Source organism: Sphingomonas sp. P4_G2 (assembly GCF_056401155.1).
Genome location: NZ_JBFUJY010000001.1, coordinates 954,500 through 967,304, shown reverse-complemented (window position 1 = coordinate 967,304; position 12,805 = coordinate 954,500). Strand labels below are relative to the sequence as shown.

Here is a 12,805-nt window from a genome sequence, read left to right as displayed (position 1 = left end):
GCCGGCGATTTTTCTACCAATGGTTCGACCGAAATCTGCCGGCAGCGCATGAGCGTATTGGCGACCAACTCGAGCAGCGCGCGATCGCCAGACGATCTCGACTCGGCTGATCGGCCAGCGAATGGCCGTTATAGTGCGCGGACGGCCACGGTGCGCGGCTCGGCGGCGGCAATCGGGTTGCGGACCGGGAGCACAAAGGGTGCCGCGGAAATCTCGAACACGTCCCCGGCCTGCGTCTTGATCTCGTCACTGAATGACAGGGTCGCCGTGCCGAAGAAATGGACATGGACGTCGCCCGGTCGGCAGAACAGGTCGTATTTGAAGTGATGATGTTCCAGATTGGCCAGGCTGTGCGACATGTTGGCCTCGCCGGAGACGAACGGCTTCTCCCAAATCGTCTCACCGTCGCGAACGATGCGGCTGGTGCCCTCGACATGCGCGGGTAGGTCGCCCAGCAGCAGCTCGGGGCCGAGCGCCGCGGGGCGCAGCTTGGAATGCGCGAGCCACAGATAATTGCCACGCTCGGTGACGTGATCGGAAAATTCGTTGGCGAGCGCATAGCCGAGCCGGACGGGCATACCGTCATCGGCGATCAGATAGACTCCCGTGACTTCCGGCTCCTCACCCGCGTCGAGGGCAAAGGCGGGAGACCGCAGCGGGCTGCCCGGCGCGACGATCTGTGAGCCATCGCCCTTGTAGAACCATTCAGGCTGCACGCCGGCTCCGTTCTCCGGCTTGCCGCCTTCGACGCCCATCAGGAACATCTTCATCGAATCGGTTTGCTGGGCGGCGTCGCTGATCGCGCGGTGCATTTTGTCGCGGCCCTCGGCCGAGCCGAGATGGGTGAGGCCGGTCCCGGTCATCAGCAGATGCGCAGGATCGGCATGGTCGATCGGCGCAAGCAGCTCCACCGTGCCGAGGTCGAGCGCTTCGCCCTCCCCGGCGGCATCGACGAGCGCGGCCAGCGTGGCGCCTTCGGCAATCGCCCGCCGTGCCAATGCCAGTGTCGTCTCGGCGCCCGGTACGATATGCGGCGCACCGCCGTCGCGCAGCGCCGCCACGCCCCGCAGGCCATCGGCGCCGCGATACTGAATCAAGGATAGGGTCATCAGGTCGTCTCCAAGTCAGCCCGCGGTTCAGGTCAGCACCAGCGCGCCATCGATGCGGCGCGCGGCGTCAGAGGGATTGTCGCTGCGGAGGGCGGGCGGCAGCGGCCGGTCGGGTAGGTTCTGGAAAACACGCCGGTCGCAGGAGATCCGCGATCGCCGGCGCCCCACCCGAAGGCGCTGCGATGGAAACCGGAACCGAAAGCATCCGAAAAACCCCTCCTCGAGCGGCGGCGTTGCCGAAAGCAAATCGCGCGCCCGCCGCTTTACAATTTGTCTGAGTTTAAACTATAGAACCTACAGGTCAAATCAGGAGGGGAACATGGCAATTGCGCCATCCGCGGTAACTCGGCTTGCCGGCATTCTATCGGCACTGTCCGGGCTGCTCGCGTCCACTTGCGCTTTCGCCGCGACGGCCGAGCGTTCGGCGTTCGGCACGCTTCCCGACGGCCAGGCGATCGAGGCCGTGACGCTGACCGGCGCGAATGGGGTGAAAGCCCGAATCATCACGCTCGGCGCAACGCTTCAGGCGCTCGACGCGCCCGACCGCGCGGGAAAGATCGCGGACGTGACGCTCGGCTATGACGATGCCAGGAGCTATGTCGAGCATCCGAATTACTGGGGTCAGACGATCGGGCGCTATGCGAACCGGATTGCAGGTGGGAAGTTCACGCTCGACGGCAAAAGCTACCAGCTGACCCAGAACGACAAGGCCAATTCGCTTCACGGCGGCACCGTCGGCTTCGACAAGCGCGTGTGGCGAATCGTCTCGGTCAAGAACGGCCCGGTCGCCAGCGTCACCCTGGCGCTCACCAGCCCTGCGGGCGACCAGGGCTATCCCGGCACATTGCAGGTGACGACGACCTACACCCTCGACGACAAGGGTAGTCTCACCATCGATTTCGACGCGAAGAGCGACGCGCCGACGATCGTCAATCTCACCAACCACGCGATCTTCAACATGGCCGGCGAAGGCGCTCCCGGGGGTATCTATCGCCATCGGCTGACGATCCCCGCAAGCCGCTACACGCCGGTCAATGCCCTTTTGATCCCGACCGGCGAATTGAAGGCGGTCGCGGGCACCGTGTTCGATTTCGAGAAGGGGCGCATCATCGAGGACGGGATCCGGGACGGGCGCGACCCGCAGATCGTGATGGGGCGCGGCTACGACCATAATTTTGTGCTCGACGCCGGCAAAACCGCGGAGCCCAAGCTGGCGGCGCGGCTGGAAGACCCGGCCTCTGGCCGCGTGCTCGAGCTATTGTCGGATCAACCCGGCGTGCAGATCTACACCGGCAACTTCCTCGACGGGACGCTCGTGGGCAAAGGCGGGCATCTCTATCGGATGGGTGACGGCATTGCGATGGAACCGCAGCTGTTCCCCGACACGCCCAATCAACCTTCATTCGGTTCGGCGCGCGTCGCGCCGGGGCAACCCTATCACCACCGCATGATTTACCGCGTGTCCGTGGCCCGCTGAGTTCCAGAGAGACCCGACTATAACGGCCGAGGCTGGCTTGCGCCCTGATTTCAGGCGTTCAACCCGTTGAAGGGGCGCCCCGAAGCTGCCATTCCTTCGCTTGAGAAGCTGCTGGGAGCTTTCTCGGTGGGAAAACGGTGGTCAATTACCGAGGACGCCGAACTGCCCCGTTGCAGCTTCTGCCAAGCGGCGACCGGAGGTTCGCCTTTGCCGTCGCCAAGTTCGCAAGACTGGTCGGACCTGAATCAAATCCTGACCGGGCCGCTGGATGAGGATCGCACGGGCGTCGGCACTTGTTTTCTGGTCGCGGTCGCTGCGTTTTTGCTTGGCTCACCTGTAACCATAATATTGAGATAGGCCGAGTTTATGCGGCGGTGAACCGTCCGTTTCGGGGCGGATTTGATTTGTCGACTCGGCGGATCTTGCCGTAACATGCAGCGACAGGTCGCAGCCACGACTGTCAGGGCGAAAACGCCGATCGTCACGAACATTGGAAGAACCCGACGCCGCAGGTTTACCTGACGGTAAGGGCAGCTTTCTCTGGAACGGCCGCGCTCAAGAGCGCGCAGCCGAACATGGGGCTGGTCTTGACTCAGGGGGGGGACATTGCGGCGCGGGACGGCCTGTTTGGCGCGAGCACGGCAATCTCCCAATTGCGCGGCTATCTCGCCAAGGTTGCGCTAAGCGACGCCACGGTGCTGGTGACTGGTGAGACGGGTACCGGCAAGGAGCGGGTGGCCAGTGCGGTGCATCGGTTGGGCCCGCGCGCGGCCCGGCCGTTCGTCGCGGTCAATTGCGCGGCGATTCCCGACAGCCTGTTCGAATCCGAGATGTTCGGCCACGAACGGGGCGCCTTTACCGGCGCGCAGTCCAGCTTCCCCGGTCGCTTCGTCGAGGCGGACGGAGGGACCCTGTTTCTCGATGAGATCGGTGAGATGACGCCGCCTGCGCAGGCAAAGCTGCTGCGCGTGCTGGAAGATCGCACCGTCACCCCGGTCGGATCGCTCCGCCGTCAAGCGGTGAACGTCCGGATTGTCGCGGCGAGCAACGAGCGGCTGGAGGAGCTCGTCGCCGAGCGCCGCTTTCGCGCCGACCTTTTCTATCGGCTCAACGTCGCGCGGATCGAGATGCCCCCGTTGCGTGCGCGGCCTGAAGACATCGGCCCGATCGTCGACCAGTTCATCGCCGAGCAGAACCGCCGCCGGTCGCTGCACGTCGGACGACCCGACACGGCATTGCTCGATCACATGCGGCGCTATGATTGGCCGGGGAACGTCCGCGAATTGCGCAATATGGTCGAGGCATTGTTCATCGATCCGCCCGACGGTCGCGCGGTCGGGGTCGGTGATTTGCCCCCCGCCTTCCGCCGCCTGTTCGAGCAGAATCGCTCGGCGGGTGAGCCCGAGCGCGAGCGGTTGGTCAATGCGCTACGCCAGACCAACTGGAACAAGGTCGAGGCGGCGCGGCAAATGAACTGGTCGCGCATGACGCTCTACCGCAAGCTTGCCAAATACGATCTCGATTCCGACCCGAACGGCGATTCCAATGATGTCACACTGTGACACTCGAGAGTGTAACATGCGACAGCCGGAATTATGGCTCAATCCGCCAGCTTTTCAAAAAAGCCCTGTAAAATAGATCGATAGCCTCGTTCGGGCAATTTGGCCCGAGCCTTGCTGAAGGATTCTCATCGCAACGCGAGAGGTTCCGTGACAGCAACCGACCTTGAGCCCGACCGTTACCCGGCAGGCGCCGCAGCGCGCCCCGACCGGCCGCCGCTCGCTTGCTATGCGAACTATTTCGAAGTCGGGCACAACGCGTTCGAGTTCCTGCTCGACGCCGGCCAGGTCGAGCCGCAATCGGGCGACATTCAGCTGATGAGCCGGATCGCCGTCAGCCCGGTTCACGCCAAGTTACTGGCTACCTTGCTCAACCAGTCGATCGCGCAGTTCGAACGCGCGCACCACGACATCCCCGACATTGCCGAGCTCGACGGTGACTTGTCGATCATCAACCCTCAGGAATTCGAACGGCGCGCGATCAACGCCCGCCGCAAGCGCACCGCCGCCGACGGCAGCGCGCATCCCCATCGTGACGAGAGGTAGAATCATGGCAGCGCAACTCCGCCCCAGAAGCCTGAAGGTGACCGACCGCTTCCCGATGCTCAGCTTCACCATCTGGACCGACAGCCCGCCGCGCGTCGCCGAAGTCGTGCTGGCGACCGACCCCGGGTTATTCGTCAGGAAGGAGGGGCGGACGCCATCCACTTTCTACACCAGCCGTGAGCACGGGATGCTTTCGGTGCCGCGTGGCGAAGCGGTCTATGTCGTGCCGCCCGAAGTGCTGGCGCGGTTCATTTCTGCCGACAAATTGTGGTTCGGACTCGCCACGGCGACGCCGCCAACCGCGACTGATTGGATGGTCGACGCGATGCCCACGGCATCGAGCCCGTACATCTCGCTCGGCGAGCTGAGTGACCGGGCGTTGCGCCGCGTCCGGATGTTCCCGACGCGCGTCAGCGGAGCCTATGTCGCCGGGCCCGCTTCGGTCGCGGAATGGGCTGGCGACCGCGCCCAGCCAGGCACGACGCCGGCCTCGCCCGCTCCCGCGGCGGGACAGCCTGCGCCGGTCGGGAATAGTGGCACTTCATCGCCAACCACTGCTCCGCCGGCGCATGGGAATGTGCCTTATGACGATGGTTTTGGGCCGCTGCCCCCGCTCAAGGCCGTCGACCAGGGCCCGGTCACAGCGCCGACAACCGCGACCCCACCCACGCTGGGTGCGATCGCGCCCGCTCCGGCGACCGCGACGGCGCCCGCGGCAACCGCGGCGGGCCTCGCCTTCGGCCGAGCGTTCGACGTCGATCCGGAGAATATGGGGATCGATGCCGCGCCCTACAGCGACGATTCCGCTTCGCCACCGGTGGCGCAGGCGAGCGCGCTGGCGCTGACCACCGCCGATTACAGCCGTGTCTCGCGTATCGCGCCATCGCCGGCCTTCACCGCGGGGCGCAACGGCACGACGATCGACCGTATCGTTATCCACATTACCGATGCGCCGACCACATCGAGCACGGTCAACACCTTCACCGCGGCAGGCGCCCAGGCCAGCGCGCATTATCTGGTCGGGCAGGACGGCGAGATCGTCCAGTTCGTCAACGAGGCCGACACGGCCTGGCACGCGAAAGGCGCCAACCGCCGTAGCATCGGCATCGAGCATGTCGCGATCAAGCAAGGCGGCGCCTGCTACCCCAAGCCGGGCGGCGGCCAGCAATGCTATCCCTATACCCCGCCGACCGACACGCAATATTGCGAGTCCGCGGCACTCGTCACCTATCTGTGCGACAAATACGGGCTGACGCCCGACCGCACGACGATCATCGGCCATCGCGAAGCCGATCCCAACACCAGCCATGGCTCGTGCCCCGACGGCGCCTGGGACTGGGATCATTTCATGAATCTGGTCAGCAACCGCTTCTGCGCGCCGCAACCGCAGCCGACCGGCCAGTCGCTCGGCGTCGCGCATGCGCTCGACGGGGGCGGCAACACGATCGAGATCAAATATCGCGCCTTCATCCCGTCGCCGCTGATCAAGGGGCCGCTGTCGGACTACGACCTTGGCAGCCACCTGATCGGTGGCGAGGATTTCGGCGGCGACAATCGCAGCTTCAGCTACGACCAGGGTACCAGCCGCGCCGAGATCACCGCGACGCTGACCCTGGGAGCCGACAGCGGCATCAGCGACCTACGCACGGTCGACCGGCACTGGGGCGAATCGACCGCCTACGATTCGACTTACACCTATCATGTCGACGGCAAGCCCGATTGGTGGATGGACAAGGTCGCCGGTGGCCCCGGCCCGTCGCGCCGGGCACGGCTGGCGGTGAGCGATTCGAACCTTCGCATCTATCAGGGCGCATCGAGCACCAGCCGCAGCATCCTGGCGATGACCAGCCAGAGTTCGGTCGTGTCGATCGAAATGGCCGGCGCGCTGCCGCTGATCACCTCGCCCGACATCGATTCCGACGTCGCCATCTATCTCAAGCAAGGCGCCAACGGCCCCGAAGCGATGATCGTCGGCGACCATGACGGCTTCCCGGCGCATGAACTCTATATCAATCGCCAGTTGGTCTATTCCTATGACCCGGTGGCGAACGGCAAGGGGCCGGACTCGCTTATGGCGCCGACCGATCAGGATATCAGCACCAGCTGGATCCCGATCCAGGCGCTGCCATCGGCGGCGGCGCAGTCGCTCGGTGCGGCCGCGCGACGGGTGGCGGCGCGTGCGTCGCGGCACCCCGCCCGGCTGTCGCACGCGATGGCGGGGTCGTCGCTGGTATTCGCCGACGTGCCCGGCCATTGGCACATGGTCGACTACAAGCATGTGAAGCTGACCTCGGTGGCGTGGGACAACGCGCCCGATCAACCAGTCGCGTTCGTCTTCTTCGGCCATCCCAATGTCGATTTCGACGGATCGCCGACCGCCTATCACCCCGACGACACCGGCGACGACAATCTCGCCAATGCGGTCAGCGACGATGGCCGCTGGGTCGGCGTGGTCGCGATGACGCCGTCCGATCCCCAGGTGGTGAACGGCAACGCGTTGCTCGACCAGCGCCCCGAGCGCGAGAAGAAGGGCCGCTATCCGGTCATTCAGCAAGCGAAGAACAGCGACCCGTCGCCGGGCTATTACGTCTCGCAAACGGCGCGCGCGGCCGATGCGTCGCAACCGGCCTACGCTCAGCGGCGCTATTTCGACGCCTCGCGCGTCCCTTATGGTGCGCTGTCGGGCAAGCTTCGCGACCAAGGCATGGCGCTCGGCGATTTCGGCCTCGCCATTCGCCACGACCAGGCGCTGCAGAGCCCGTTCTACTTCGTCGATTCGGGCGGGGCGCAGAGCTCGGCGCTGGGCGAAGGCTCGCAGAAAGTCGGCACCAATCTCGGCGGCAGCGGCCGCGGCAGTCGGTTCAACAACAATTTTCCGGTCAGTTTCATCGTCTTCCCGCACAGCGCCTCCGACCAGAGCGGGGCGCTCGACGACGCGGCGATCGGCTCGGGCGTCTCGGCCCAGCTTGCTCAGCTCGCCACCGCGAGCAATGCGCGCGACCTCGCGCTGCTGATGGCGGCGAACGAAGCGGCCCCGGGCGGCACGCCCGCCGGCAAGGCCGGCCTCGACACTTATGCCGCCGACCCCAGCCGGGCACTGCCGGGCAATTTCGCGACGGTCTGCGCCGGCTTGCGTGCTTTTGGCTTCGCGTTGCCCGACCCGGCCGCCGCGCAAAGCTATGGCAGTGTCCGCGCGCTCGATGCCGACGATTGGTCGATCAATTGGGACGAGGTCTATCCGATCCCGCAACCGACCGACAACAGCTGCTGGGCGACCGCCGCGGCGATGGTGATCGGCTGGCGCGACCGCCAGAGCGTCTCGCCCGAGCTGATCGCGCAATGCCACAACCTCACCAGTTCGCTGACCAGCGGCCTCGCGCCCGGCGACAAGCGCGCCTTCGCCAATGCGATCGGCCTGACGGTCGAACCCAATGCCTGTTACACGCCCGAGGGATTCCGCGGCGTGATCGAGGCGAACGGGCCGATCTGGGTCACCGCCGACGTCCCCGGCATCCACGCGATCGTCGTTACCGGCATGTATCGCAAGGACGGCGCCTATTACGTCCGCATCACCGATCCCTGGGACCGCGTGGTCGGCTCGCCCGGCGCGCCGGGCAATTATGCCGACACGCACCAGACCGGCAGCCAGTACATCATGACCTATGACGCCTTCACCACCGAGTTCGAGGCGGCGGGCAATATCGACCGGATCCAGTTGCTTCATTCCGGCGGAACGTTCGGCCACACGATCAACCGCGGCAGCGCGACGGGGGCGGGCTATGCCTTCTCGCTGGGCGCCACTCCGCCGCGCCGCGTGGTGGCCCGGACACACGCTCTGGCCGATCCCGCGGCCGGCGATGACGGGTTCGGCGTCGGCATCGCGCTGACGCGCCAAACCAGCAGCAAGAACGGGCGTAATTACGACCTCGCCCAACTTGCCGGCATGGTCCTGCCAGAGAACGCGCTGGCGGGTGGGGCAGGCGCGCCGGCAATGCCGGGCGAACGCGTGGTGCTCGACGACTGGCCCTATATCGAGGGGCCGAGCGGGCGCACCCAGGCGGGCGTCGCGATCGACTGGAAATTCCAGGGCGGCGCGGTCGGCGATATCGCCATCACCCCGACCGAGGGCCAGGTGCTCGACGGCTGGAGCGCCACGGTGCGCGCCGACATCTGCCGAAACGGCTCGACTCCCGAGCGGGTCGGGTTGACGGTGCGGGTGACCACCACCTTCAGCCGCGCGGGCGAGGAGGATCAGGTCGCGGTCACCGAGGTGACGCTGTCGGGCGATGGCCGCCAGCAGACGCGGCACGGCGCCGATCGCGCGCCGGCCGATCCGGTCACGCCCTCCGCGCCCGCCCCAACGCCAGCTCCCGCTCCGGTCCCGCAACAGCAATTGCAGCCGGCCTGAGCCCGGCGCGCGGATAACGGCTGATGGCTCGCCTCATCCCTCCTCCGCCGCCGGCGCGCGGCAGCATCGCTCCGGCGATGGCGCTGGCGCGCGACGCTTTCGGGCGCGAGATCGCCGATCCAAGCGCCCCGGCGGGCGATGAATCGACCGATGGCGTGCTGCCGGCGTCGGACACGACGACGACCGGCGGATCGACCGCGCCCAAGGAAAAGGCGACCGATGCGCTCGGGCGGCGCGCCGGCGCCTTGTCCGACGAGATCGATTTCCCGGCCTTCGTCGCGTCGCTGGTGCACGGCACGTTCGATGCGATCGTCGACAGCTCGATCAAGCAGATGGAGGCCTTTGCCGACCTCGTCAGCGCTGTTTCCAAGCCGCTCGACCAATTCACCCAGGAAAACGTCACCCAGGGGCAGGCACGCGCCTGGCTGGTCGAGCAATATCCGCGCGACGTGACCCTGGTGCAGAATGGCGGCGACTATACGCTGGCGCCGCTCACCAAGCCCACCAGCAATGGCAGCAGCGACGACAGCGGCGACGACGCTGCCGAACCGAGCTGGCTCGCCGACTTCGGGGAGGACGGCAACGAATTCTCGGCCGACACACTCGAGAACAACATCCTGCCCAAGGCGCGCGAGCGCGTCGCGCAGCAGCGCCTGTCGACCTTGTCGACGATGGTGCTGCTCGGCATGCAGCGCGTCGTCATCAAGGACGGCTCGATCGGCGCGCGGCTACGCTTTCGCGCTGCGGCGACCGACAATGCCGCGGTCCAATATGCCACGTCGAACGACCCCGGCACCGGCGGTACCACCTGGGGAGCGCGTGGTAGCGAAGGCGCGATCACGAAGGTCTCGACGGTCGGCGTCAACGCGCAGTCCGACAGCGAGCTAAAGGCCGAATTGTTCGGCGATGTGAAGATCAACTTCGCGTCGGAAACGCTGCCGCTCGATCGCTTCGTCGATGAGGCGCAGCGGACCTTGCTCGAACGCCATAGCCGCCAGGCGGCGCCGAAGCCCGCGGCCGCAGTGGCCGCGCCCACCCCGGCACCTGCCTTGCCCGCTCCGCCGACGCCCGCGCCCGCCCCCGTTGTCGCGCCGGCCCCCGCGCCCGCGCCCGCCGGAGCGCAGGCATGAACGGCCGCCGCCCGCTCGGTGAATTGCTCGGCGATCTCGCCGATGCCGCGCACCTGATGGGCGGTGGCGGTGCCGTCCGCGCGCGATCGCTCGAAATGACGTTGCCGATCGACGTACGGTTAGTGACGTCGGCCACGGGTACCGAAGTGATCGGCGACGTGCCGTTGTTCGTGACGCGCACCGCCTTCGATCCCGAGCCCGCCCGGCTCGCGGTGACGTGGCACGTGGTACCGGCCGACGGAGGCGCGTCATGAACGGCACCGCGACACTCCGGCTCGAAGACTTCATCCAGGCGGTGCAGAGCCAGCTCGACAACGCCCAGTCGGCGATGGCGATCAAGGCGCGCAACCTCAACCTGCCGCTGACCTTCGCGATCAAGGACATCAACCTCGATCTGCGCGCGCATGTCGAGTTCACCGACAGCGAGATCCGCATTCGCCCCGCCGGCCCGGGTGAAACCGACACCAGCATGTTCCACCTGGTGTTCACCGCGATCACGCGCCCGGCGATCGAGGAGAACGCGGTCGCGATGTCGGACGATCCCGACGACCAGCCGCTCGACGAACTCGGCGACGAGCTGACCAGCGACGAACGCAAGCGGCTCGAATGGGCGGGCGTGCGGACCGTCAAGCAACTCCAGCGCGCCGAGGAAAAAGGATCGGTCCACACCATCGGCCGCGTCACCAACCTGTCGATCGACCGGCTGCGCAAGGCGCTTGACCGTTCGTCCGAACCTCTGGTCCAGCGCGTCGAGCCGGTGCGTCCGGCGCCGGGTGCCGATCCCGAAGCGCCGCCGATGATCCGGGTCACCGGGCGCAACCTCGTCCGCGGTAATCTGTTCCCGCACGTCCGGATCGGCGACAAGCCGGTGTCGATCCTGAAATCCGCGTCGAACGAGTTGCTCCTCGCGCCGAGCCACGACCAATGGGCTGGCGAACTCGCGATCGCGCCCGAACCGGCGCTGTCGACCGCGATGAGTTTCGACCTCAGCGCGTTCGCGCCGGTCCGCCGTTCGGCCGACACCGCGCCCGAGCCCGTCCTGGCGCCGATCGGTATCGCCGCCATCCCCGAACCGATGGAGACGCGGCAATGACGATCCGCGCACTCGGCACGCCCTGGGCCTCGCCAGGCGAACGGCAATACAGTCTGCCGACGAGCCTGATGCTCAAGCTCGCGCTCGGGGAAGCGCCCGCGCACGTCCCCACGGTGCGCGACATAGCGCGCGGGGCGCTCGCCGCCGCGACCTCGATCGACGGCGGTGCGATCGACCGCATCATCCGTGAACGAACGGGCGGGTTCCGCACCGCGCGGATCTTCTCCGCAGCGGGTGCGCATGGCGCCGGGCATGGTCATCTCGGCTATGACGCAATCGAGCAGCAGACCGGGATGGCGCGGACGCTGATGCTGCGCGTCCCCGCCGGCACGCCGGTCGGCCAACTCTGCCAGACGCTCGCGCAACTGCCGACGGTCGAAAGCGCCACGCCCAATTACGTCGCGGTGACCCCGTTCGACGCCGCCCACGCGCTCGCCGCGCCCGACAATGACGATGGCTGGGCGCCGCGTGAGATGGTGCGCCTGGCCGAGGCGCATGCGATCGAACCGGGCGACGACGGCATCGTGGTCGGACTGGTCGACAGCGGGGTCGAGAAGCATCCCGAATTCCCCCACACCTTCCGCGCCGGGTTCGACACGGTGCGGCTCGAAAGCGCGGACGTCGCGCCGGGCGTGCAACTGCTCGGCGATCATCGCCGCAGCGACGGCAATCCCGAGGATCGCTTCGTCGGCCATGGCATGGGCTGCGCCGGGATTATCGCGGGTGAGGGCCTGCGGATGCCGCGCGGTTTGGGCGGGGCGTGCCGGATCATCCCGATGCGCGCGCTGGCCGCGGCGCGGTTGCCGGGCAAGAACAATGCGGTCGGGCTGGGCGCGATCAGCGACCTCGACATGGCGATGAAGCTCGCGGTCGATCTCGGCGCCAAGGTCATCAACATGAGCTTCGGGACTGACGATTCCGCGCTGGCGCCGCACAGCCCGAAACCGCACGCCGACACCGTCGCTTATGCCATCGCGCGTGGCTGCATCCTGATCGCGGCGAGCGGCAATAACGGGCGCGAGACGATCTATTGGCCCGCCGCTTATCCCGACGTGATCGCGATCGGCGCGGTCGGGGCGGATCGCCGCCCAACCGCCTTTTCGACGCGCGGCGACCATGTCGCCTTGTGCGCGCCGGGCGAGCGCGTGCTGACCACCGCGATCGACGGCTATCAATATGCCACCGGCACCAGTTTCGCCGCACCGTTCGCGGCCGGGGCCGCGGCCCTGCTCGTCGCGCGCAGCCATCGCCGCGCCCGGCCGATCGATGCCGAGACGGTGCGCAACATCCTGATGCGGACCGCGCAGCCCTTCGCCGCGAGCGGTGTCAGCGGCTGCGGCGCCGGCATTCTCGACGCCGCGGCGGCGCTTGCCGCACTCGACCAGGATCTCGACCGCGCGCTCGGCCAGCCGGGCGACGGGGATGACGATGGAGGCGCCGATGACGGCTGATCCGACATCCCCACGCTGACCAGCCAATCCCG

General features: G+C 67.0%; 9 protein-coding genes. 8 read left to right on the top strand and 1 reads right to left on the bottom strand.

Annotated elements, in window-relative coordinates:
- Window positions 1-128: 128 nt before the first annotated feature.
- Window positions 129-1,109 carry an AraD1 family protein gene (araD1, locus tag AC1DRD_RS04475; protein WP_478040463.1) on the bottom strand — a complete coding sequence of 327 codons (981 nt, stop codon included), beginning with the start codon at window positions 1,107-1,109 and terminating at the stop codon, window positions 129-131.
- A 319-nt stretch (window positions 1,110-1,428) separates the two neighbouring features.
- On the opposite strand from araD1, the gene AC1DRD_RS04470 reads away from it, so the two are divergent.
- From AC1DRD_RS04470 to AC1DRD_RS04435, 8 genes are all read left to right on the top strand, one after another.
- Window positions 1,429-2,586: an aldose epimerase family protein gene (locus AC1DRD_RS04470; protein ID WP_478040462.1), complete on the top strand. Its 1,158-nt coding sequence runs from the start codon at window positions 1,429-1,431 to the stop codon at window positions 2,584-2,586.
- 587 nt (window positions 2,587-3,173) lie between these two features.
- Window positions 3,174-4,148, top strand: a complete 975-nt coding sequence (locus AC1DRD_RS04465; protein ID WP_478028434.1) for a sigma-54 interaction domain-containing protein — start codon at window positions 3,174-3,176, stop codon at window positions 4,146-4,148.
- 147 nt (window positions 4,149-4,295) lie between these two features.
- A complete protein-coding gene (locus AC1DRD_RS04460) occupies window positions 4,296-4,691 on the top strand; it encodes a DUF3467 domain-containing protein (protein WP_478028433.1) in 396 nt (131 codons plus the stop codon).
- A 4-nt stretch (window positions 4,692-4,695) separates the two neighbouring features.
- Complete coding sequence (locus tag AC1DRD_RS04455; protein ID WP_478040461.1) at window positions 4,696-9,099, top strand: N-acetylmuramoyl-L-alanine amidase; 4,404 nt, start codon at window positions 4,696-4,698, stop codon at window positions 9,097-9,099.
- A 23-nt stretch (window positions 9,100-9,122) separates the two neighbouring features.
- Window positions 9,123-10,229: a hypothetical protein gene (locus tag AC1DRD_RS04450; protein ID WP_478040460.1), complete on the top strand. Its 1,107-nt coding sequence runs from the start codon at window positions 9,123-9,125 to the stop codon at window positions 10,227-10,229.
- Complete coding sequence (locus AC1DRD_RS04445) at window positions 10,226-10,483, top strand: hypothetical protein (protein ID WP_478040459.1); 258 nt, start codon at window positions 10,226-10,228, stop codon at window positions 10,481-10,483. Before AC1DRD_RS04450 ends, AC1DRD_RS04445 begins: the two co-directional genes overlap by 4 nt.
- Window positions 10,480-11,322 carry a hypothetical protein gene (locus AC1DRD_RS04440; protein ID WP_478040458.1) on the top strand — a complete coding sequence of 281 codons (843 nt, stop codon included), beginning with the start codon at window positions 10,480-10,482 and terminating at the stop codon, window positions 11,320-11,322. Before AC1DRD_RS04445 ends, AC1DRD_RS04440 begins: the two co-directional genes overlap by 4 nt.
- Complete coding sequence (locus tag AC1DRD_RS04435) at window positions 11,319-12,773, top strand: S8 family peptidase (protein ID WP_478040457.1); 1,455 nt, start codon at window positions 11,319-11,321, stop codon at window positions 12,771-12,773. Before AC1DRD_RS04440 ends, AC1DRD_RS04435 begins: the two co-directional genes overlap by 4 nt.
- Window positions 12,774-12,805: the final 32 nt, after the last annotated feature.

Bases quoted from the DNA above. Each gene is read 5' to 3' on its own strand.
- AC1DRD_RS04440 (WP_478040458.1), top strand. From the start codon at position 10,480: ATGAACGGCACCGCGACACTCCGGCTCGAAGACTTCATCCAGGCGGTG.
- AC1DRD_RS04455 (WP_478040461.1), top strand. From the start codon at position 4,696: ATGGCAGCGCAACTCCGCCCCAGAAGCCTGAAGGTGACCGACCGCTTC.
- AC1DRD_RS04470 (WP_478040462.1), top strand. From the start codon at position 1,429: ATGGCAATTGCGCCATCCGCGGTAACTCGGCTTGCCGGCATTCTATCG.
- AC1DRD_RS04450 (WP_478040460.1), top strand. From the start codon at position 9,123: ATGGCTCGCCTCATCCCTCCTCCGCCGCCGGCGCGCGGCAGCATCGCT.
- araD1 (WP_478040463.1), bottom strand. From the start codon at position 1,109: ATGACCCTATCCTTGATTCAGTATCGCGGCGCCGATGGCCTGCGGGGC.
- AC1DRD_RS04435 (WP_478040457.1), top strand. From the start codon at position 11,319: ATGACGATCCGCGCACTCGGCACGCCCTGGGCCTCGCCAGGCGAACGG.
- AC1DRD_RS04445 (WP_478040459.1), top strand. From the start codon at position 10,226: ATGAACGGCCGCCGCCCGCTCGGTGAATTGCTCGGCGATCTCGCCGAT.